Source organism: Aminipila luticellarii, from assembly GCF_004103735.1.
In the GTDB taxonomy this organism is placed as follows: Bacteria; Bacillota; Clostridia; order Peptostreptococcales; family Anaerovoracaceae; genus Aminipila; species Aminipila luticellarii.
Window position 1 is genome coordinate 451,892 of the sequence record NZ_CP035281.1, and the last position, 21,929, is coordinate 473,820.

A 21,929-nucleotide genomic window follows, 5' to 3' on the forward strand; every position below is an offset into this window, starting at 1 on the left:
TATCTAAGTATGTAAAAAAGAAATCTATGTAAACAAACTTTTAGCAGGACTTTTCTATTAGAGAAGCCTGCTGTGAAAATGCAAAGAAGAAGGGGGTATGGTACATGCCAATGATACCTTATGTTATCGAAAATACTGGAAAAGGTGAACGTTCTTATGACATCTATTCAAGACTGTTAAAAGACAGAATCATATTTCTTGGCGAAGCCATTGATGAGCATGTGGCAAGCTTAGTTGTCGCACAGCTTTTATTCTTAGAGGCAGAAGATGCCAAGAAGGATATTTGTATTTATATTAATAGCCCAGGGGGGTCTGTGACAGCAGGGATGGCTATCTATGATACGATGCAGTATATTAAGCCGGATGTATCGACTATATGTATTGGGATGGCAGCAAGTATGGGTGCGTTTTTATTGTCATCAGGGGCAAAGGGCAAAAGATATGCGCTTCCAAACGCGGAGGTCATGATTCATCAGCCGCTTGGCGGTGTGAACGGTCAGGCTTCCGATATAAAAATTCATGCGGACTGGATATTAAAGACCAGAGAAAAGCTAAATAAAATTTTAAGCAGCAATACGGGCCAGGATTTAGCCAGGATTGAAAAAGACACGGACAGAGATAATTTCCTAAGCGCAGCAGAAGCCGCAGAATACGGCTTAATCGATAAAGTAATTGAATTTAGACCATAACTAAGGGGGACAATTATGACCAAATATGACGAAAGCAAGCAACTAAAGTGCTCCTTTTGCGGAAAACCTCAGGATCAGGTCAGAAGATTGATTGCGGGACCTGGGGTATATATCTGCGATGAATGCATTGAGCTTTGTCAGGATATCATAACAGAAGAATTTGCGTCTATGGATAAAAATAAAAAAATAGACGAAGGCTTTAAGTTACTAAAGCCTATGGAAATTGCCCAGATTCTGTCGGATTATGTTATTGAACAGGACGACGCAAAGAAAGCACTGGCTGTTGCTGTATATAATCACTATAAGAGAATTAATTCTTTAAATAAAAAAGTAGACGATGATGTGGAGATTCAGAAGAGCAACATCATTATGATCGGCTCGACGGGTTCAGGTAAGACCCTGATGGCGCAGACATTAGCAAAGATTTTAAATGTTCCGTTTGCCATAGCAGATGCTACGGCCTTGACGGAAGCGGGTTATGTGGGCGAAGATGTGGAGAACATTTTATTGAAGCTCATTCAGGCGGCGGATTACGACATAGAAAAGGCTCAGAAGGGCATTATCTATGTGGATGAAATAGACAAAATCGCAAGAAAATCAGATAATCCTTCTATCACAAGAGACGTGAGCGGAGAAGGGGTGCAGCAGGCACTTTTAAAAATTCTGGAGGGAACGGTTGCCAGCGTTCCGCCGCAAGGTGGAAGAAAGCATCCGCATCAGGATTTCATACAGTTCGACACCACGAATGTGCTGTTTATCTGCGGAGGAGCCTTTGATGGAATTGACAAGGTGATTCAGAGACGTATCGGAGAAAAGACCATTGGATTTAATTCCGAGATCAATGACAACGAGGTTGAAGTGAAGGAAATTCTAAAGAAGATTCAACCGGAAGATCTGATGAAATACGGATTGATTCCTGAATTTATCGGAAGACTTCCGGTCATTGTAACTTTAGAGGATCTTTCAAAGGATGCATTGGTTCGCATTATTACAGAACCAAAGAATGCATTACTGAAGCAGTATAAAAAGTTGTTCTCTATGGACGACGTGGAGCTTGAAATTGAACAGGATGCCATTGAACGCGTCGCCGAGAAAGCTATTGAGAGAAAAACCGGAGCAAGGGGTCTCAGAAGTATACTGGAACGCATTATGACAGACATTATGTATGAAATTCCGTCAAGAGGCGATGTACGCAAATGCATCATTACAAAGGGCACAATCGATAATGACATAATGCCAACATTGGTGCTTGTAGATTCGAGCAAAGAAAAAAATACAGAATCTGCATCATAACAGAAAGAGCGGGCGGCAATTATGTCGCCTTATTTTGTTTAGAAGGGCATGTTGCAGGAGGGTAATATATGACTGATGAGAAAAAGAAAGATATATTAGATAAACTAAAAGATGAATTAGAAAAAGCGTTGGATGAATCCGACCGTCTGCTTTCAGATTTTGCAGACTATGAAGAAGAGGATGGTTCCTCCGACGAAAAAGATGAACATACTGAAGAGCTGCAGGAAATAGGAGAAGACGGAAGCCGGGTGCTGCCGATGATTCCTCTCAGAGGGCTTTCCGTTTTTCCGAGCATGGTTCTCCATTTTGATATAGGACGGGAAAAGTCTATCAATGCTTTAGAAAAAGCCATGATCATGAATCAGCAGGTTTTTTTGGCTACGCAAAAAGATGAGAACACCGATCTGCCGACCACCAGCGACTTTTACCATGTGGGAACTATCGCCAAGATCAAGCAGATGCTCAAGCTTCCCGGCGATTCCATAAGAGTTCTGGTAGAGGGCGTAAGCAGAGGTGAGATAAAAGAAGTAGTGCTTGAAGTTCCGTATTTTAAGTGCAGTGTCATCCCGGCTCCGGATCATGAACCGGAGGAGGTCTCTTCAAAGACGCTGGCATTGATGAGAGCGGCGCTTTCAAGCTTTGAGGAATATTTATCCCTCAGCACTAAAAATGCCAAAGATGTATTCTCCAGTATTTCGTCCATTAGTCAGCCGGGCAGGCTGGCCGATCTGATTACGTCACACACGGCTGTCCGGGCAGAAGAAAAGCAGGAAATTCTTGAATGCTATGACATAGATGAAAGACTGGAAAAGGTCAATAAAATTCTGATTCGGGAGATTGAAATCCTGAATATCGAAAAGGATATCAATGTTAAGCTGAAAACAGCCATCAATCAGCATCAGAAGGAATACTACTTAAGGGAGCAGCTTCGTGTTATTCAGGATGAATTGGGTCAGACAGAGGACGTTGAGGATGAGGCAGAGAACTGGAACAAACAGCTGAAAAAATTAAAGCTGCCTGCAAAAACAGCGGAAAAGGTAGGCAAGGAGATCAATCGTTTCAGCAAGCTGCCGCCTTCTTCGGCAGAGAGCAGCATTATCCGGACGTATGTGGAAACCATTTTGGCGCTGCCGTGGAACAAGTCTGCAAAATCAAATATTGATTTGAAAAAAGCGGAAAAGATTTTGAATGCAGACCATTACGGGCTGGAACAGGTCAAGGAAAGAGTCTTGGAATATCTGGCGGTGGTGCATCTTTCCAACAGCATCAAAGGACCGATCCTTTGTCTCGTAGGCCCTCCGGGAGTGGGCAAGACGTCTATCGCTAAATCCGTAGCACGAGCTACCAACCGGGATTTTGTCAGAATGTCTCTCGGCGGAGTCCGGGATGAAGCGGAAATCCGCGGACATAGAAGGACGTACGTTGGAGCCATACCGGGCAGAGTTATATCCAGTATCAAGGATGCGGGAACCAACAATCCGGTATTCCTGTTTGATGAGGTGGATAAAATCGGCGCGGACTTTAAAGGAGATCCGGCTTCTGCTCTGCTGGAGGTCTTAGATCCGGAACAAAATAAAGACTTTATGGATCACTATCTGGAAATCCCGTTTGATCTTTCCAAGGTAATGTTCATAACGACGGCCAATACCATCGACACCATTCCAAGACCGCTGATGGACAGAATGGAGGTCATTCACGTATCCGGTTATACAGAGGAAGAGAAGGTCAAGATCGCTGAAAAGTATCTGATTCCGAAGAAGGTCAAGGAGCACGGGTTGAAACCGTCAGACATCAGTATATCGGAAGCGACGGTGCGGGATCTGATCAATTATTATACCAGAGAATCCGGCGTAAGAAATTTGGAGCGGGAAATTGCCAACCTTTGCAGAAAAGTGGCCAGAAAGATTGTAACGAATAAAGGGCGAAGCTATAGAATCACGCCGAAGAATCTGGAAAATTATCTGGGCAAAAAGAGATATAGATATGACATCATTGAAGGGGAAAACGAAATTGGTGTTACGACCGGACTTGCTTGGACGATTGTAGGCGGCGATACCCTGTTCATTGAGACAACATGCGTTCCGGGAACAGGAAGACTGGTACTGACCGGTCAGCTGGGCGAAGTCATGCAGGAATCGGCCAAGGCAGGCATCAGTTATATCAGGTCTATTGCGGATAAGCTGGGCATACAGGAGGATTTCTATAAAACACAGGATCTGCACATTCATATACCGGAAGGGGCAACTCCAAAGGACGGACCTTCTGCCGGAGTGACGATGTGTACAGCCATTATATCCACCCTGACCAACAAACCAGTTCGGAAGAATGTGGCTATGACCGGAGAGATTACTCTGAGAGGAAAGGTCCTTCCGGTAGGCGGCATCCGGGAAAAGGTACTTGCAGCCTACAGAGCGGGGATCACCAAGATCCTTTTACCGGCGGACAATGAAAGGGATATTGATGATATTCCTGCAAATGTCAGAAAAAAAATAGAGTTCGTATTAATTAAAACAGTAGATGATGCTCTTGAACATGCACTGGTCAAATAAAAAACCCATTATCAAGGACATTGAAAGAATGAAGGAAAAGTGATATGATTATAAAGAAGGCGGATATTGAAACGATTGCTGTAAAGCCAAATCAATATCCCAATGCGGATATACCGGAGATCGCTTTTGCGGGACGTTCAAATGTGGGCAAATCTTCTCTTTTGAACCTGTTGACCAATAGAAGAAATCTGGCAAGAACCAGCGGAAGCCCCGGAAAGACCAGAACCATCAACTTCTATCGGATCAATGACCAATTCAGAATTGTCGATTTGCCCGGATACGGATACGCAAAGATTTCCAGATCGCAGACAGAGGGCTGGGGTGAAATGATAGAAGCCTATCTGGAAGGGCGGTCAACGCTGTTGAAGGTCGTTCAGCTGGTAGACATCAGGCATGCTCCGTCGGCACAGGATGTGCAGATGTACGAATACCTGCGGCACTACGGATTAGACGGCATCGTGGTGGCTACCAAAGCAGATAAAGTATCCTCAAATGAAAGGCAAAAGTGTATCAGCATTATCAGAAAAACGTTGAAGCTATCGGCAGAAGATAAGGTAATTCCCGTTTCAGCGTTAAAAAAGACCGGCTATGAAGTGTTGCTTGATGAGCTTGAACAGCTTATAGAGTCCTCTGCAAGTGCAACCGAATGATATGAAACAGAGGTGAGGCTAAATGTATCAGTTTATTGGTTTCAATGTTCTCTTAAAGAGAATTAAAGCGATAAAGTCTATGATGATGGATAAGTCAGTTCCTCGAAGAAAGAAACTGCTGATTATTTTGGGCATCATTTATTTAGTCTCCCCTATAGATTTGATTCCTCCTGTGCTTTTCCCTATCGCATGGATGGATGATTTGGTGGTGTGGATCTGGATTCTGCTGCATTTAAAAGATGAACTGGATAAGTACTGGGTAGGTGACAAAGCGGAAGACCTGTCTAAGAACTACAAGGGAAAAGATATTATAGAGGACGCAGAGTACGAAGTAAATGTTCAGGATGACAAGGAGTCAGAAGATGAAAAATAATTATCAGGATAAAATCGGGACTGTGATGATTACACAGGAACAAATACTAAAGAGAGCCGAAGAGATTGGGGCTCAGATCACAGAAGAATTTGCAGGACAGGAAGTTCTTGTGGTGGGAATATTAAAGGGTGCTGTTCTTTGGATGGCGGATGTGGTGAAAAACATCAAGCTGGATTGCGCGATTGACTTTATGGCCTGTTCCAGCTATGGTGCCTCTACGAAAACTTCCGGAGTGGTTCGGATATTGAAAGATTTAGATACCTCCATAGAAGGAAGAAATGTGATTATTGTGGAGGATATCGTAGATTCCGGCATTACCTTGAAGTATTTAAAACAGAACTTGGAAGGAAGAAAACCAAAATGTATCAAGATCTGTTCTTTGCTGGACAAGCCTTGCGGCAGACGGATCGAGCTGAATGCGGATTATGTAGGATTTACGGTAGAGGATAAATTTATCATTGGTTACGGTCTGGATTATGATCAGAGGTATCGAAATTTGCCTTATATCAGTTTCTTAGAGGATTAAACAGGTTTTTGTTAAGCTTTGTGCCATTTTGATTATCAGAATGGTATACTATATTTATACATAAAAGGAGAAACATAAAATGAGCTATGAAGTAAAAATCGGATTATCAAACAAGCACTTACACTTAAGTGAAGAGCATATTGAAGTATTGTTCGGAGCGGGTCACAAGCTGACTCCGACCAAGGATCTTGTGCAGCCCGGACAGTTTGCCTGTGAAGAAAAGGTGGACATAGTAGGACCGAAGGCAACGCTGAAAGGAATCAGAGTACTTGGACCTGCCAGACCGGAAACGCAGATCGAACTGGCTATGACCGATGCCAGAGCGATTGGCATTAAGGCTCCTATCAGAGAATCAGGAAAGCTGGAAGGAACACCGGGATGTAAGCTGATCGGACCGTGCGGAGAAGTAGAACTGGATCACGGTGTAATAATCGCACTTAGACACGTTCATTTGTCAGACGCACAGGCAAAGGAAGCCGGTGTAAAGGATAAGGATGTAGTAAGCATTAAGATCGACGGCGAAAGAGGCCTGATTTTTGACAACGTACTGGTTCGTGCGGGAGACAAGCATGAGAGAGAAGTACATTTGGACACAGATGAAGGAAATGCAGCAGGCTGCGGACCAAATTCCGTATGTACCATCCTTAAATAGTACTCAGAAAAAACAGTCACGAATGAAATAGTATCCATAAGAAATAATCACGATAAAAAGCCCTCAGGCTGGTGAAAAACATCAGCTTGAGGGCTTTTTTCAGTTTACCTTAAAAGTCACAGGAAAAGAAACAAAAAATAGAAAAATAGAATGAATATGACTCAAAAATAAAAAATGGAAAAAAAACACGTAGAAAATGAAAAATGTGACCGGTTTGTGACCTTCCGGTGCCATAATACATACATTGAATAAAAAAGAAATGATTTATCAATAGAAGGGAAAATTATGGGAGATTTAGATACACTCATACCATTTCTGCCACGTTATCTGGTCTGCATAGACCGTCGAAAAGAGGGGGCTCTGGCAGGACGTATATATTCCGGGTATAGGCCGTTTCATGATATTCGCTTTAAAGACTTACCTGAAATGGTCCTCACTGTAGAAAAAATAATGGACAGGATCGGATGTCCGGAAGCGAGCATTAACAAAAGGCAATTCAGGAATGACGAGGAAATCGTTGCTCTCAGTGGAACTGAAACAAGGGAGGCAAAAAAAGCAATGAGACAATTTGATACTGGCAGTGAAAGAGGCCAAAAGGCAACTTTCATATTGCAAATAAAATTTAGACAGAATGCCAGTTGGCAGGGTACAGTCCAATGGGTAGAAAAGAAGCAGGAGATCAATTTTAGAAGTGCGTTGGAGCTGATTAAGATCATTGACAGTGCGTGTGAACAAGGGTACCAAGCAGACGTGATTGGATTTGAACAAGCTATTATCTAAGAAAGGAGTTTAACGAAATGCGAAAAAAACGATTTAGTGCAGCACTGGTTGCTCTGGTGGTTGCAATCAGCATACCATCTTTTGCTTTTGCAAGTGATGCGGCTGCTGCAGAAACCAATGCAGGCACCGGCGGGAGCAGCATAACCGAAGCAAACGGCGGAGCTGCCGGCGACGCAGTGAAGAAGAGCGACAGCAGTGACAGCACAAAGCAGGAAGCAGCAGTAAACCAGGGAGCCTTGAACAGCGGAACTGAAAACGGCGAAGCCGACGGCAGTCAGACAGCAGTTTCGGGAACAGCGGAACAAAACAAGGAAGCGGTAAAACCGGAGACAGAAAATCCGGCGGAATCAACCATTCAATCGGAGGACAGCTCGTCAGTCACAGAAGAACCGGCATCGAAAGAGCCTGTCACAGAGAATTCAGATGAAGCAGAACCAGCTGTTGAAACGGAGCCGGTCGTAACAGAACCGGCAACGGAACCTGAACCGGCCGACGGCGAACAGACAGAACCGGAAACGGTTGTAACAGAGCCGACTGTTGAAGCAGAGCCGGTTATCATGGAACCAGCCGTAACAGAACCGGCTGTCGAAATGGAGGAGGTCGTAACGGAGCCCGCCATTGAAGTGGAAACCGCGACCCTGACCGTAACCCATATTTTGAAGCTGGATGTGGGAGAATTAGTGCATACACAGGTTATTGAGGAAATTGAATTGGGTTCCGATTATGATATTTCCTCTTTAATAGCAGAAACAGAGGAAGTAAAATGTATATCCGATATAAGAACCGTTCAAATGGATGAACAAAATAAAACAGTCGTATTGGAATACAAAATAGCGAAGGAAGAATCCTCTTCCGGTGAGGTACCAAATGATTCATTGGAGGATTAGATCGCTTGAGCGATGGAGGTTGACAGATGAAGTTTAAAAGGAAATTGGCCATATTGCTTTCTGCGGTAATGTGCACGACCCTCATATCCCCCGTTGCTTTTGCGGGAAGCAGTCGGGAATTGACGAAAACAGCCCAGTGGATAAACGAGGACGAGGGAACTGCAAAGATTACTCTGCGAACAGCAGGTGATCCGATAGAAATCAATAACGGTGCGGATGTTGTAGTAGTCATGGACTATTCGGGAAGCATGGGTTATGATGCCGAAAAGATCTGCGGTAATACGACTGTTACAGATAAAGACTTTTGGGGAGTTCATCATTGTACAAAATGCGGGGCTACTTATGGTAGTGGTATCCTCTACCCTGAGTGGCAGGGAACCTGCAACGCTAAGATCTCGTTAGGTACAACACGTTGGAAGCTGGCAAAGGAAGCGTTAGGGGTATCCTTGAACACCATTATTCCTAACACGAGCAGTTATAATAACGTAGCATTTGTGGCTTTTGACAGCAAAGTAAGAAACGGTTACACGGTCGATTCCACCAAGAATAAAGACACAATATTAAACTTGGTGAACAATTTAGAACAGCCAAAAGCAGGTGACGGAAAAGGAACGAACTATGAAGCTGCTTTAAAAAAGGCAAATCAATATGTAGACAGCTTTAAAAAGAGCAGTAAGAATAAGAAGCCTGTTTACGTCATCTTTTTATCTGATGGCGCACCGGACAGTGGGTCAGCCGGAACCAGCGAAAGTACAACAATGAAAAAGAACGCCACGGTTTACACGGTAGGTCTATCTTTGGATAGCAGTGCAAGCAATAAGCTGAAAGGCTATGCGACCAGCGGAAGCTATCATAACAATGTTACCGATCCAAGCACCTTGTCCGATGTATTCGGGGATATTTCCAAGGTGATCAATTCCAAGGTTACGGTTACAGATGTCATCAATCAGGAAGTGTTCAATATTATTTCTGTAGGCGAGCCGACCAGCGGTAAAGCAAGCAAATCTTCCGATGGAAAGACGGTCATCTGGACGTTAGACAATTTCAGACCGGAGGGAGATACCCTTGAGATTACGATTCAATTAAATTCAGATAACATGAATCAGTACAAGGATTTTGTCACCAATGAAAGTGCAGGAGCCACTTATGTATCCGCTACCGGAGATGTGGAAAATCTGGCGGTGAGCAATACGGCTCCGAGCAAAGAAAAACCGGTCATCAACCGGGAAAGAGGTCAATATAATGTGACCTACAGCTATATGGGAACCATACCGGAAGGAGCACCGGCAGCACCGGCAACTCAAAGGGTTGCTCTTGGAACAGAGAATGTTGCTGTGGCGGCAGCTCCTGGTTTAGCGGGATATACCTTTAGCGGATGGACTACTGACGATGTCACGGTGACAGGCGGCACATTCACTATGCCGAAGAAATCGGTTGCCTTTACGGGAACGTGGACAGAAAAAGATAAGTTCACAGTAACGTATAATGCAGGAAGCGGAACTGGAACCATGACCCCGGATACTGCTTATGTGGGAAGTGAACTCTCAGTAAAGGATAATGGGTTCACAGCACCGGCAAATTATATCTTCGACGGGTGGAAGGATGCAAGCGGCGCTACAGTAGAAGTAGGAAGCAAGATCACTCAAAATACAATATTAACGGCACAGTGGAAGGCTTTAAATGCGGAGTATCGAGTTGAATGGTATAAGCAGACAGCAGATGGAAAGGACTATGAAAAGTATCATACAACGACTGCATCCGCTTTGATAGGTACGCCTGTAACGGTTGAAGCAGGAGATAATGATGTCACAGGATTTGACTTGAACAGAGAAAAATCCACTTTAAGTGACGAATCCTTAAATCAATCGACTGTACTGAAAGTATACTATGACAGAGAAAAATATGATGTAGAAGGTTTCTTAGACGGAACGTCTTTAGGAAAGAACAGTGTACTGTTTGGAGCGGCTTCTCCGGCCATTATATTTGATGCTAAAGAACATTATCATATTGCGTCTGTTAAGGTAAACGGTTTGCCTGTAGCTTTTACTGAAGGAAAGTCTTATACCTATCCTGAGCAGGCAAATGTAGCCGGACCGATCCGGGTAGAAGTTACTACGGCGGAGGATTCCAAGTTTGCGGTAACGTATGACGGAAACGGCGCAGATAGCGGAACTGTAGCAGATTCTGAATCCGCTTACGCAGGAGGTAAAATCAAAACTGCGGAGAACCAATTTGTAAAGGATGAATATACTTTCAAGGAATGGAATACCAAACCGGATGGAACTGGGGTGGCATACGCTGAGAATGCAGACTTTACGGTTCAAGATTCAACAACGCTATACGCTATTTGGGTACAAAAAGAGTATACGGTGACCTATGACGCCAACGGAGGTACAGGAACTCCTCCGACTTCTGTCAAGGGGATAAAGGATCAGGAAGTACCTCTTGCAGGCGGCGACGGCCTGACAAACAGGCTCCATTATTTTGTGGGATGGGCCAGAAATGCGGCTGAAAAAGCTTCGGAAAATATCTTTAAAGCAGGAGATACTTTTAAGATTACAGCAACAGAGACTTTATATGCCATTTGGCATAAGGATTCGGCTACTGTCAGGTTTGATGTCAATGGAGGTACAGGAACTCCTCCGGGATCTATAACAAAGGAAGTGGAAGAGGAAGTTGCTATTCCGGATTCGGGAAAGGATATGGCAAGGGACGGATATAAGCTCTTAGGCTGGGCAACCACTTCAACTGCGGTAAAAGCCGAATATGTGAAAGATGACCCATATAAGCTTCCGGAAGGAGATACCACTTTATATGCGGTTTGGGAGCAGACTCGATTTGATGTGACCTACTATGTATATAAAGACGAAATAAGCCCTAAGGATCATATCAGCCACGACACTTCCAAGTATACAGCTAAAGCAGACGGCTGGAAGGGAAGCGTAGAGGTGGTAAGCGGAAGCGGACTCAACTTCACGAACTGCACGACTTCCCAAAAGGAACTGGTAGCTTTGGAGGATTTACAGTTTGGAAAGACAGCAGGAGAGCTGGTTAAACTGTACCAAGACAACTATGACACCAACCAGGGCGTCCAGTTAGTGGAAGGTCTTACCATCGTTCCGTTCAGATTAGTGGACTGCGGCAATGGCGACATTCACGTAGATTGTAAGATCATTCCGGATACTTCCAAAAAGTTTATGGTAAGCTATTTACCGGGAGATCAAGGTCTGTTTAAAGAACAGAGCAGCGATGACCTGATTTATGGGGATGTTATCCCGGCATTTACCGGAGACTTAAGCCATAATCCGGGATATGAATTTGACGGCTGGAAAGTGGGCGACACACAGACTACCGTTTCCGCTATTGAAGGAACTGTTACAGGAAATGTGGCCTATACGGCACAGTGGAAAGCTGTGGATACAGAGTATACGATTGAATGGTATAAACAGACAGCAGACGGAACGGGCTACGAAAAGTATGACACGACTACTGCATCAGCGCTGACAGGAACCCCTGTAAAGATTGAAGCAGGAGATAATGATGTCACAGGATTTGACTTGAACAGAGAAAAATCCACTTTAAGTGACGAATCCTTAAATCAATCGACTGTGCTGAAAGTATACTATGATAGAGAAAAATATGATGTAGAAGGTTTCTTAGACGGAACGACTTTAGGAAAGAACAGTGTACTGTTTGGAGCAACTTCTCCGGCCATTACATTTGATGCTAAAGAACATTATCATATTGCATCTGTTACGGTAAACGGTTCTTCCGTCGCTTTTGACGAAGGAAAATCCTACACCTATCCTGAGCAGATAAATGTAGCAGGACCGATCAAGGTAGAAGTTACTACGGAGATGGATCAGTTTACAATTACAGCAAGCAAGAGCGGAAGCGGAACCATTACAAGTGAAGGTGCCGTGAAAGTGAAGGCAGGTGAAGCTGCAGTTTATGCGATTACACCGGCGGAGGATTCCTATCTGGAGGATGTGAAAATTGACGGTAACAGTGTAAGCTTAGATACGTTAAATGATATTATTAACAGTGGAGTATACACTTTTACACAGGTTTTGACAGACCATAGGATTGAAGCAATCTTTGCGGCTAAAGAAGTAATAACCTTAACAGCTAATAGCAGCGAAGTTGTTTATAATGGTAGGGAGCAATCCGTCGAAGGGTTCACGGGAACACCTGAAGGCTGTAGGATTGAAGGATTGACTGTCGGAGCAAAGGGAACGGATGCAAAGGAATACCCTGTGACATTCACCGGACTGGAAACAGCAAAAATAGTTGACATCGATAAGGTTGATGTTACAAGAAAGTATATTATCAGTACCAATTCTGATTCAAAGCTTGTTATTAAGCAGAAAGATGTCGAAATAACGGTTAACGAAGCTTCTAAGAACTTTGGAGAAGCGGATCCGCAATTCACAGGCAGTGTAAAAGGCTTAGTTACAGAAGGCGATCTGGGAACAATAGCGTACACCAGAACCAATGGGGATATGGACGAAGTCGGTGTATACGAGAGAGTATTGACAGCAAACTATAAGGAAAACAGTAATTACAAAGTGACTGTAGTACCGGGAGATTTTGAAATCAAGGCTCTGGATATGACCGATCAGGTAAAGGCAACTGGATTTGAAGGGGTGTATGACGGTATGACGCATGGCATCACGCTGGATGTACCGGAAGGATCCGAAACCGTGTTCCGAGATCATCACAACGATGATAATTCTTTTGTAGATGCCGGAACTTATACGGTAGAATATACTGTAATGAAAACCGGATACAAGGATGTAACCGGAAGTGCTGTTGTCAATATCACAAAGAGAGAACTCACTCTCGTTGCGGGAAGTGCCAGCAAAACCTATGATGGATCAGCCTTAACGACGACCGGATATGCTATTTCAGCAGGTGCTGTTGTGACAGGACAGAGCATCACCGTAACGGTTACAGGCAGTCAGACCGCAGTCGGATCAACGGCAAGTGCCATTTCAGCAGTGAAAATCGAAGACCCTGAGGGACAGGATGTGACTTCAAACTATGCGGTGGACACAGAAGCCGGCGTATTGACTGTGACAAGTTCAGGCGGAGGCGGCCACCACCATAATAATGGTAACAAAAATGATACAACAGAGATCAACGACGAAGATGTTCCGTTAGCCGGCACTGTTGAATTGAACAAAAAGGATCATTTCAATTATGTGAAGGGCTATGAAGACGGAAACGTACGACCGCTGAATTCTATTACCAGAGAAGAAGTTGCAACCATCTTTTACAGATTATTAACAGATACCTCAAGAGATATGTATTTCTCACAAGATGAGGATTTCAGCGATGTGGCATCCAATAGATGGTCCTTAAATGCCATTGCTACTCTGGCAAACGGAAAGATTTTGACCGGATATGAAAATGGAACCTTTGGAGCATCCAGACCGATTACGAGGGCTGAATTTGCTGCAATTGCTTCCAGATTTGATACACTGGATCAGACAACTGACAACCAGTTCAGCGATATTTCAAATCATTGGGCAAAATCCTATATTAATTCAGCAGCTAAGAAAGGCTGGATCACCGGGTATGAGGATGGGACCTTCAGACCAGATCAATATATCACCAGAGCAGAAGCGATGACTCTTATAAACAGAGTTCTTGAAAGACGAGTGGATGCAGAAGGATTGATCAATGGTTATAAGGTATTTCCGGATAATAAGAGCAATGAATGGTACTATTATCAAGTAATTGAGGCGACTAACAATCATGATTATGCTGACAGAGCAAATATAAGCGATATGGAAAAATGGACGGAGATTTTAAGCGATAAGACTTGGAATGAATAGCTTGTAAAGTATTCAAATTCATTGTGTTTTATAAAATAATGATATATAATGAAATCGTATAAATATTCCAATATTTATACGATTTTATTTTCTGATAACATTCTGTTCAGCATATTTTGTACTGCTGACGGAATTTGTGCCAGAAAATCACGAATTTTTGATTCGTAGATTTTCATCGTGAAAGAAAGTATAGAGTTTTATGATGGAAAAAATAGTCCCAATTAATAAGCAACTGAAAATTTATATGTTAGGTAGATTTGCGCTTGAATATGAAGGAAAAGTTATACTTGAAGACGAAGGAAGAATCCATAAAGTATGGACATTACTGGGATATTTGATCGCTAATCACAACCGAAAGCTCGGTATGCAGGAATTACCGGAGCTGCTGTGCCACGATGACAGGAGCAATGATCCGTCGAAAGCCGTAAAGAATCTGGTCTACCGACTGAGATGTGTTCTTTCGGACAGCGGACTGCCTAAAGAAAATTATATTTTGCAGACAGGCGGCACATACAGCTGGAATAATGGTTTAGACTGTACTATAGACACGGAAGAATTTACGGAAGCCTACAACAAGGCAAAAAAAGTAAGTTATGATCCGGAGAAGGCTGAGGAATATTACCTGAAAGCAATCTCTCTATATAAAGGTAAATTCTTGCCTCATGCAGCCTATGACGAATGGGCAGTAAATTCCACTACATATTATCACAGATTATTTATAGACAGTGTTATTTCCTTATATGAACTTTTAGAAAAAAAGGAAGCGTATGAAACGATGCTTCCCGTGTGTGAAAAAGCGATCAATATTGATGCTTACGATGAAGACATTCACAGAATTTATATTCACTGTCTGACCAGAACCGGAAGACATAAGGAAGCTCTTTCAGCCTATGAAGCCATCACCAACCGATTGTATGATGAAATGGGCGTGAATCCGTCCAAGGAGCTGAGAGACCTTTACAGGGATATTATTAAAACATTAAAAAGTGTAGAGACAGATTTGATAACGATCAAGGAAGATTTAAACGAAGGCGGACGTGCCGAGTACAGTTATTTTTGTGAGTATCAAATCTTTAAAGATATATACCGCTTTATTGCCCGGCGGGTCAACCGCACCGGAGAATCCATTTTTATCATGCTCTGTACGTTGACAGATGCCAATGGTGAAATCCCGTCGAAGGAATATCTGGCGGAGGCAATGGATGCGCTGAAAAATTCCATAGGAAAATCTCTTCGCAAATGCGATCTATTTTCGCGGTACAGTCATTCCCAATTTGTTGTCATGCTTCCGGATCTTTCCTATGAGAACGGATGCAAGGTAGGAAAAAGGATTGAAGGAGCCTATAAGAGAAATAAAGTGGGCAGAACGGTCACAATGCATTATAAATTGCAGCCGTTAGATCCCAAACAATTTTAAGAAAAAACCGCCGGAAAGATTTCCGGCGGTCATAAACGCTTTTCATGCTGGCGTGGAGTGTTTAGGTGATGGCAATTCCTGCGCTTGCATATCCGGCTACGGTGTTGAGCAGCGATAATCCCGAAGCTGTCATGGAGAACACCAGAAGCAGCCGCGTACCGGCAGTTACCGGTATAGACAATCCCGAGGTCGTTCCGGAACTGATGTCACCGATACTGATGAGTCCAGTTAGGGGCGGTGCTAACGTAACGCTTGCACCGGCCACCGGCGAGAAGATATTGTTCGGTGTAGTCGATTCATACAGCTGTGCTTGGATGGTAATTGTAGTACCCACTAAGCTTAAAGCTAACGTTGTACTGAAGAAAGCACTTAAATCTGTGATAACACCGTCTCTAGGAACAGAGAAGGCAAAGTTCGTCAGTGTTCCTGCGGCATTTGTCAGGTCAATAGTGGATCCCAGTACGGTCAAGCCTGCTGCGGAGCTTCCAAAACCAACGAAGGATGGAATTCCGGCCAGACCTCCGGCAATGGAGGTCAGATTAATAGGCAGCCCGGAGGAGAATGGGATAATCGCTCCCAATCCGTCCGCACCATCCGCACCGGCAGGACCGGCAGGACCTTGAGCACCGGCAGGGCCGGCAGGGCCTATTTCACCGGCAGGGCCTTGAGCACCGGTAGCACCCGTGGCACCAGTAGCGCCGGCAGGACCCGCTTCACCTTGAGGACCGGCAGGGCCAGTTTCACCGGCAGGACCTTGAGCACCGGTAGCACCTGTGGCACCAGTAGCGCCGGCAGGACCGGCAGGACCTTGAGGACCGGCAGGACCGGTTTCACCGGCAGGACCTTGAGCACCGGTAGCACCAGTAGCACCAGTAGCACCGGCAGGACCGGCAGCACCCTGAGGACCAGCAGGACCTATTTCACCGGCAGGTCCCTGAGCACCAGCAGGGCCAGCAGGACCGGCAGGTCCGGTAGCCCCTTCAGGTCCGGTAGGACCGATAGGACCCTGAGGACCGGCAGCACCTTGAGGACCCTGAGGACCTTGCGGACCGGCAGGACCCATAGGTCCCGGAGGCCCCGGAGGGCATTTGATGCAAGGATCGCAAGGAGGCCTGCAAGGATCACAAGGCTTTGGCGGATAGCAGGAGCCAACTGCAAAATTATTTGGATTTATACTTGGATAGTTATTAATAAGCATGTGAACAACGCTCCTAAAATATTTTAAATGAAATAACCTATAGAGCAAAAACTCTATATTATACTATATGAAATTTGATTTAATATGTTAATATTTTTGGAACAGGAGATTTAAAAATGATGAAAAAGAGGAAGTTTTTGTTTTTAACAGGAATACTTTGCGGAACACTTGCCCTGGGTGGGTGGACTTTCTTTGCAAAGGATATGGGCAGCACCAATTCAAAGGAAGTGATCATTACGGATGAAGCGGTGCCTTTGGCCAATTCGCCTGCAAAGGTGTTAGTGCCTTCAGCGCCGGGAACAACGGTCTATCAGGAAAAAAATGTTGCAATGGATGCTTCCAATACAAATCAAGGATATGTGATGATTAAATATAGCGGGCAGAATCAGAAAATTAAGGTGCAGATTGTAAAAAGCTCGGGAACCACATATACCTACAATTTAAATGCAAGAAATGCGTATGAAACTTTTCCGCTTACCGACGGGAACGGAACGTATTCGATAAAGGTTTTCGAGAATATTTCAGGTACAAAATATTCTCAAGCCTTCAGTAAGAGCATCAGCGTAAAGCTGGCCAATCCGTATCTTCCCTTTTTATATCCAAACCAGTACGTCAATTTCAATGCGGGAAGCAATACCGTTAAAATTGGCGCCCAGATTACGAAATCTACCAGTGACGATTTAAAGAAGGTAGAACTTATTTATGATTATACAGTAGGTCATTTGACTTATGATAAAGCAAAAGCAGCCAGCGTACAGACCGGGTATCTGCCGGATGTAGATGCAGTTCTTGCGTCTAAAAAGGGAATCTGTTTTGATTATGCTTCTGTGATGGCAACGATGCTGCGTTCACAGAATATTCCGTGCAAGCTGGTAGTAGGATATACAGGAAGTCTTTATCATGCGTGGATCAATGTTTATACACCGGAAACAGGCTGGGTCGACGGAATGATTTTCTTTGACGGGAAAAAGTGGCAGCTTATGGATCCAACCTTGGCCTCATCCAGTAAAAAGAGTGAGTCTGTGATGAAATATATCGGAGATTCGAACAATTATACGGCAAAGTACATTTATTAATGATGTGAATAAATATGTGGAGGGCAGATAGTGATATTTGCCCTTTTGTAATCGGTTAAGGAGTGAAGATGAAAGCAAAGGAATTATCGCCATTTTGTATGCAAGTCGCTTTTTTGCTGGGAGCAGGAATCTCTATTGATGCGGGGCTTTCCGTGTTGGCAGAAGATGAGGAGAACCGGGAGCAAAAGAATATGCTGATGCAGATGTCAGAAGATGTAGAAATGGGAGCATCCCTGGCGAACGCTATGGAAAAAACAAAACAATTCCCCAAGTATCTGGTGCAAATGACCCGAGTAGGGCAGGAAACCGGCAACCTTGAAATTGTTATGAAATCTCTTGCTCAATATTATGAAAAAGAAAGTATGCTGGCGCAGACGATTAAGAGTGCGGTCACTTATCCGCTGATCATGGTATCCATGCTGATGGTGGTCCTGTTTGTATTGCTGACCAAGGTCATGCCTATTTTTGAAGAAGTATATAGCCAGCTGGGAGCACAGTTGTCTCCCATTACAAAAAGTGCAGTGCGGATTGGTACCGTTTTCAGCGGAGCCGCTATTGCCGTTATTGTTTTGCTCGTTCTGGCGGCAGTAGGAGTCATGATTTCAGATCAAAGAGGACACCAGCAGATGTGGGCAGAACAATTACTGAAAACTGTAAAGGAAAAGAGCCGAATTGCTATAGCACTGACAAAACGCCGAATTGCTGCGGTTCTGGCTCTCTCCATAAAGAGTGGGCTGGAGCTGGAAGCCGGCATGGAGATGGCTGTTCAATTAATACCACAGCACAAAATTCAGGAAAAGCTTCGGATCTGTAAGGAACAGTTGGAAGCCGGAAACCCCTTGTACGATACGTTAAAAGATACGGGCATCTTTACAGGAATGGATTTGCAGATGATTAAAGTCGGTGTCCGATCGGGCAAGTCTGATGCGGTTTTTGATGAGCTGTCCAAAAAGTATGAGAGTGAAGTGGATACATCCATTGACGATATGGTAACCAGATTTGAACCTACGATGGTGATCGTTTTAGCTGCGATTGTCGGTTTGATTTTGTTATCTGTTATGATGCCTCTGGTTGGAATTATGGCATCCATAGGCCAGTGAGGGTGGTGAATGGGCATGAAGCGTTATATGTTATCCATTGCTGTTTTTTTATGTACGGTAGCAGTCTTTTTGTATTCCATAAATGCCGTATCAAAACGGTCTGAGGCAGAAGGAGCTGAAGCATTGCAGCAGGCCATTCAGCGTGCCTCCGTACAGTGTTACGCTATAGAAGGAAGGTATCCTGCATCCGTAGAATACCTGACGGAAAACTATGGAATCCAGATCGATCGAGATAAATATGCTGTATTTTATGAAGGCTTTGCCTCCAACATCATGCCGGATATTACGGTTCATCCATTATAGGAGAAACATATGAAGAGTAGAGAATTTTACAATAACACAGAACAGCCCATACAGTTTTTGTTTACTATGGTACTGTTGTTTTTTCTTGCCATAAGTGCCATCTTTACGGTTTTATTCGGTGCGGAGGTCTATAAGAATATTGAAGAAAGAATGAATGAAAATTTTAACAGCGTGACGGCGTTATCCTATATTTCAAACAAGGTGAAACAGAATGATAAAGCCGAAATGGTTTCCGTGGAGCAGGTGGATGGGATACCGGTTTTAAAGCTGGTTGAAAAGCATGATCAGGAGCTTTATGATACCCTGATTTATTGCAAGGACGGAGAATTAAAGGAGCTCTTCTGCGATGAAGGCAGCGGGCTTGCTTTGGAAGATGGGATGGATATTATGGACGTTCCGGAAATGTCTTTTGAAATGATAGGCAAGAACCTGTTGAAAGTGCGGACCTATGGGGAGCATGGAAAATATCTGCTGTTAGCTTTAAGAAGCGGGGAGGGCGGCTATGAGTAGAAGGAATTCATCCCAACTGTTTCTCATGGAGTTCATTTGTGTTGTGCTTTTTTTCGCACTGTGCGCCGCACTGTGCTTGAATGCTTTTGTAAAGGCGGACAGAATCAGCAGGCAGGGAAGTGAACTAAATGAATCGTTGATTCTAGCACAGAGCATGGCAGAAACCATAAAGGCAATGGATGCTCCCGACCATGAGAAGATAGTCGCTGCAGTGGATCAGATCAATAAGGAAGCTGGAAGTAGGCTTATTGTGAAGGTAAAAGATCAAGTTCTTTTAGATATGCTCCGAGCAGATATTAGTATTTATGAAGCAAAGGACAGTCCTGAAGAAATTTGCAGTATTTCGGTTCATAAATATTTGCCGGGTGAGGTATGAGATGGAAAAGAAAAAGGGTTTTAATAATCGTGGAGTTCAGATCGGCACCAGCTCGCTTTTGCTGATTTTTACAGTGCTTTGCCTGGTGGTGTTCAGTACGTTGTCTTTAGCGAGCGCCAGAGCAGATTACCGCTTGGCTGTTAAGACTCAGCAAAGCGTTAAAGCATACTATGCCGCAGATGCCAGAGGTGAAGAATTAAAAAGGGACATGAACCGGAAACTAATTCAACTGGCAAAAGAAGCACCGTCAGAAGAAGTGTTCAGAAATCTGGTTCAGCAGAACTTTAAACAGGCCTTTGACCAGAGCAGTAATCAGATCAGCTATGCCGTAGATACCGGCTCGGGACAGCTCCTGCGGATTCAATTTCAGCTGCTTCCCTATGAAGAAATGGAGGAGGGAAAGGCCAATTATAAAATACTCTCATGGAGCATACAGAATAAGGAAGATTATGAAGTGGACAGTAAAATGCCTGTTTGGAACGGCAATGAAGATATAGATTGAATGGAGAAGAGGATATGAAGGCATTAAAAGTATTAAATATAGCAGTAGAAAAAAATGCATCTGATATTTTTTTAATTCCCGGTGCAGGCTTTTCTTTAAAAATAAATGGAAAGATTTTCCCCTATGAGGGAACAAGCTTGCTCCCGGGTGACTTGGCGGATATTATCTCTCAAATTTATGAGATGGCCCAGAACCGATCCATGGAGAAAGTAAAAAATACCGGGGATGATGATTTTTCTTTTTCTGTGCAGGGCTTGTCCCGTTTCCGTGCAAGTATTTTTAAGCAGCGGGGGTCTTTGGCGGCGGTCATACGGGTCGTCCGTTTTGATTTACCAGATTTTAGGGAGCTTCATATTCCGAAAACGGTTATCGATATTGCCAATATGAAAAAGGGGCTGGTTCTGGTTACGGGAGCAGCAGGAAACGGCAAGAGCACCACGCTGGCATGCATCATAGATCAGATAAACAAGACCAGAAATGTTCATGTCATCACCCTAGAAGATCCTATTGAATATTTACATAAACATCAGAAAAGCCTTGTGACTCAGAGAGAGATTTCTACGGATACGGAAGACTATGTTTCCGCACTAAGAGCCGCCTTAAGACAGGCTCCGGATGTAATCCTGCTGGGAGAGCTCAGAGACTATGAGACCATTCGAACGGCTATGACTGCGGCAGAAACAGGGCATCTGGTGATTTCTACGCTGCACACCACCGGTGCTGCCAATACCATCGACCGAGTGGTGGATGCTTTTCCGGAAAATCAGCAGAGCCAAATAAGAATCCAGCTTTCCATGGTACTCCAGGCCGTTGTTTCTCAGCAGCTGCTTCCTACAGTGGAGGGCGGAACAATACCGGCATTTGAGATTATGTTTTTGAACAGTGCCATCCGAAATATGATAAGGGAAAGGAAGAACCACCAGATTGATTCTGTTATTGCAGGAGGGCAGGAAGAAGGAATGCTTGCCATGGACAACAGCTTATTGACGCTGTACAAGGACGGAAAAATCACAAAAGAGGTTGCACTGGCCTACAGTACGAATCGAGAATTTTTTGAAAAGAGACTGCAAAGAGTATAAATACAATGATTATTTAACGGTGAAATGGTTCATACTAACCATATAAAGAAAGAGGCTATTCAATAGTATGTTTTGTCCCCCTTTAGCATAAAAAAGCAGCTTCTTTCTTTATTTTTTGTAACTTGTTTG

The 21,929-nt window shown here is 43.9% G+C and carries 19 protein-coding genes; 18 read left to right on the forward strand and 1 reads right to left on the reverse strand.

What is annotated here, in order from left to right:
* The first annotated feature begins 104 nt into the window (after positions 1 to 104).
* The 11 genes from clpP to EQM06_RS02140 all read left to right on the forward strand — a co-directional run bounded on the left by clpP (position 105) and on the right by EQM06_RS02140 (position 15,656).
* Positions 105 to 689 carry an ATP-dependent Clp endopeptidase proteolytic subunit ClpP gene (gene clpP / locus EQM06_RS02090; protein ID WP_128744771.1) on the forward strand — a complete coding sequence of 195 codons (585 nt, stop codon included), beginning with the start codon at positions 105 to 107 and terminating at the stop codon, positions 687 to 689.
* Between the two features lie 15 nt (positions 690 to 704).
* The gene (gene clpX / locus EQM06_RS02095; RefSeq protein WP_128744772.1) at positions 705 to 1,982 is read left to right on the forward strand and encodes an ATP-dependent Clp protease ATP-binding subunit ClpX; all 1,278 of its coding nucleotides are present in this window, start codon (positions 705 to 707) and stop codon (positions 1,980 to 1,982) included.
* A gap of 257 nt (positions 1,983 to 2,239) precedes the next feature.
* Positions 2,240 to 4,531, forward strand: coding sequence for an endopeptidase La (lon, locus tag EQM06_RS02100; protein ID WP_128746763.1), 2,292 nt, complete (start codon positions 2,240 to 2,242; stop codon positions 4,529 to 4,531).
* A gap of 44 nt (positions 4,532 to 4,575) precedes the next feature.
* A complete protein-coding gene (gene yihA, locus EQM06_RS02105) occupies positions 4,576 to 5,181 on the forward strand; it encodes a ribosome biogenesis GTP-binding protein YihA/YsxC (RefSeq protein ID WP_128744773.1) in 606 nt (201 codons plus the stop codon).
* A gap of 22 nt (positions 5,182 to 5,203) precedes the next feature.
* Entirely contained in the window at positions 5,204 to 5,554 is a 351-nt protein-coding gene (locus tag EQM06_RS02110; protein WP_205666576.1) for a DUF1232 domain-containing protein, read from the forward strand.
* Entirely contained in the window at positions 5,544 to 6,080 is a 537-nt protein-coding gene (hpt, locus tag EQM06_RS02115) for a hypoxanthine phosphoribosyltransferase (protein WP_128744774.1), read from the forward strand. The genes EQM06_RS02110 and hpt overlap by 11 nt, the downstream gene beginning before the upstream one ends.
* Before the next feature lie 79 nt (positions 6,081 to 6,159).
* Entirely contained in the window at positions 6,160 to 6,732 is a 573-nt protein-coding gene (locus tag EQM06_RS02120) for a PduL/EutD family phosphate acyltransferase (protein WP_128744775.1), read from the forward strand.
* Between the two features lie 285 nt (positions 6,733 to 7,017).
* Complete coding sequence (locus tag EQM06_RS13055; RefSeq protein WP_230974996.1) at positions 7,018 to 7,512, forward strand: hypothetical protein; 495 nt, start codon at positions 7,018 to 7,020, stop codon at positions 7,510 to 7,512.
* Positions 7,513 to 7,529: 17 nt separating this feature from the next.
* A complete protein-coding gene (locus EQM06_RS02130) occupies positions 7,530 to 8,399 on the forward strand; it encodes a hypothetical protein (RefSeq protein WP_128744776.1) in 870 nt (289 codons plus the stop codon).
* A gap of 26 nt (positions 8,400 to 8,425) precedes the next feature.
* Positions 8,426 to 14,239: an S-layer homology domain-containing protein gene (locus EQM06_RS02135; protein ID WP_128744777.1), complete on the forward strand. Its 5,814-nt coding sequence runs from the start codon at positions 8,426 to 8,428 to the stop codon at positions 14,237 to 14,239.
* A gap of 199 nt (positions 14,240 to 14,438) precedes the next feature.
* A complete protein-coding gene (locus EQM06_RS02140; protein WP_128744778.1) occupies positions 14,439 to 15,656 on the forward strand; it encodes an AfsR/SARP family transcriptional regulator in 1,218 nt (405 codons plus the stop codon).
* A 61-nt stretch (positions 15,657 to 15,717) separates the two neighbouring features.
* On the opposite strand, the gene EQM06_RS02145 is transcribed toward EQM06_RS02140, so the two are convergent.
* On the reverse strand, positions 15,718 to 16,854 hold the full coding sequence (locus EQM06_RS02145) for an exosporium glycoprotein BclB-related protein (protein ID WP_128744779.1): 1,137 nt from the start codon (positions 16,852 to 16,854) through the stop codon (positions 15,718 to 15,720).
* Positions 16,855 to 16,970: 116 nt separating this feature from the next.
* Between EQM06_RS02145 and EQM06_RS02150 the strand changes: the two genes are divergently transcribed.
* The 7 genes from EQM06_RS02150 to EQM06_RS02180 all read left to right on the forward strand — a co-directional run bounded on the left by EQM06_RS02150 (position 16,971) and on the right by EQM06_RS02180 (position 21,800).
* On the forward strand, positions 16,971 to 17,930 hold the full coding sequence (locus EQM06_RS02150) for a transglutaminase-like domain-containing protein (RefSeq protein WP_128744780.1): 960 nt from the start codon (positions 16,971 to 16,973) through the stop codon (positions 17,928 to 17,930).
* A gap of 68 nt (positions 17,931 to 17,998) precedes the next feature.
* Complete coding sequence (locus EQM06_RS02155; protein ID WP_128744781.1) at positions 17,999 to 19,030, forward strand: type II secretion system F family protein; 1,032 nt, start codon at positions 17,999 to 18,001, stop codon at positions 19,028 to 19,030.
* 15 nt (positions 19,031 to 19,045) lie between these two features.
* On the forward strand, positions 19,046 to 19,333 hold the full coding sequence (locus EQM06_RS02160) for a hypothetical protein (protein ID WP_230974997.1): 288 nt from the start codon (positions 19,046 to 19,048) through the stop codon (positions 19,331 to 19,333).
* A 9-nt stretch (positions 19,334 to 19,342) separates the two neighbouring features.
* The gene (locus tag EQM06_RS02165; protein ID WP_128744783.1) at positions 19,343 to 19,843 is read left to right on the forward strand and encodes a DUF4860 domain-containing protein; all 501 of its coding nucleotides are present in this window, start codon (positions 19,343 to 19,345) and stop codon (positions 19,841 to 19,843) included.
* Positions 19,836 to 20,219: a hypothetical protein gene (locus tag EQM06_RS02170; protein ID WP_128744784.1), complete on the forward strand. Its 384-nt coding sequence runs from the start codon at positions 19,836 to 19,838 to the stop codon at positions 20,217 to 20,219. Before EQM06_RS02165 ends, EQM06_RS02170 begins: the two co-directional genes overlap by 8 nt.
* 1 nt (position 20,220) lies before the next feature.
* Positions 20,221 to 20,721 carry a hypothetical protein gene (locus EQM06_RS02175; protein ID WP_128744785.1) on the forward strand — a complete coding sequence of 167 codons (501 nt, stop codon included), beginning with the start codon at positions 20,221 to 20,223 and terminating at the stop codon, positions 20,719 to 20,721.
* Between the two features lie 14 nt (positions 20,722 to 20,735).
* Positions 20,736 to 21,800 carry a type IV pilus twitching motility protein PilT gene (locus EQM06_RS02180; protein WP_128744786.1) on the forward strand — a complete coding sequence of 355 codons (1,065 nt, stop codon included), beginning with the start codon at positions 20,736 to 20,738 and terminating at the stop codon, positions 21,798 to 21,800.
* The last annotated feature ends 129 nt before the right edge of the window (positions 21,801 to 21,929 follow it).

Coding starts and splice junctions, on each gene's coding strand:
- EQM06_RS02155 (WP_128744781.1), top strand. CDS start 17,999: ATGAAAGCAAAGGAATTATCGCCATTTTGTATGCAAGTCGCTTTTTTG.
- EQM06_RS02110 (WP_205666576.1), top strand. CDS start 5,204: ATGTATCAGTTTATTGGTTTCAATGTTCTCTTAAAGAGAATTAAAGCG.
- hpt (WP_128744774.1), top strand. CDS start 5,544: ATGAAAAATAATTATCAGGATAAAATCGGGACTGTGATGATTACACAG.
- EQM06_RS13055 (WP_230974996.1), top strand. CDS start 7,018: ATGGGAGATTTAGATACACTCATACCATTTCTGCCACGTTATCTGGTC.
- EQM06_RS02180 (WP_128744786.1), top strand. CDS start 20,736: ATGAAGGCATTAAAAGTATTAAATATAGCAGTAGAAAAAAATGCATCT.
- clpP (WP_128744771.1), top strand. CDS start 105: ATGCCAATGATACCTTATGTTATCGAAAATACTGGAAAAGGTGAACGT.
- lon (WP_128746763.1), top strand. CDS start 2,240: ATGATTCCTCTCAGAGGGCTTTCCGTTTTTCCGAGCATGGTTCTCCAT.
- EQM06_RS02130 (WP_128744776.1), top strand. CDS start 7,530: ATGCGAAAAAAACGATTTAGTGCAGCACTGGTTGCTCTGGTGGTTGCA.
- EQM06_RS02150 (WP_128744780.1), top strand. CDS start 16,971: ATGATGAAAAAGAGGAAGTTTTTGTTTTTAACAGGAATACTTTGCGGA.
- EQM06_RS02120 (WP_128744775.1), top strand. CDS start 6,160: ATGAGCTATGAAGTAAAAATCGGATTATCAAACAAGCACTTACACTTA.
- EQM06_RS02165 (WP_128744783.1), top strand. CDS start 19,343: ATGAAGAGTAGAGAATTTTACAATAACACAGAACAGCCCATACAGTTT.
- clpX (WP_128744772.1), top strand. CDS start 705: ATGACCAAATATGACGAAAGCAAGCAACTAAAGTGCTCCTTTTGCGGA.
- yihA (WP_128744773.1), top strand. CDS start 4,576: ATGATTATAAAGAAGGCGGATATTGAAACGATTGCTGTAAAGCCAAAT.
- EQM06_RS02135 (WP_128744777.1), top strand. CDS start 8,426: ATGAAGTTTAAAAGGAAATTGGCCATATTGCTTTCTGCGGTAATGTGC.
- EQM06_RS02170 (WP_128744784.1), top strand. CDS start 19,836: ATGAGTAGAAGGAATTCATCCCAACTGTTTCTCATGGAGTTCATTTGT.
- EQM06_RS02175 (WP_128744785.1), top strand. CDS start 20,221: ATGGAAAAGAAAAAGGGTTTTAATAATCGTGGAGTTCAGATCGGCACC.
- EQM06_RS02145 (WP_128744779.1), bottom strand. CDS start 16,854: ATGCTTATTAATAACTATCCAAGTATAAATCCAAATAATTTTGCAGTT.
- EQM06_RS02160 (WP_230974997.1), top strand. CDS start 19,046: ATGAAGCGTTATATGTTATCCATTGCTGTTTTTTTATGTACGGTAGCA.
- EQM06_RS02140 (WP_128744778.1), top strand. CDS start 14,439: ATGATGGAAAAAATAGTCCCAATTAATAAGCAACTGAAAATTTATATG.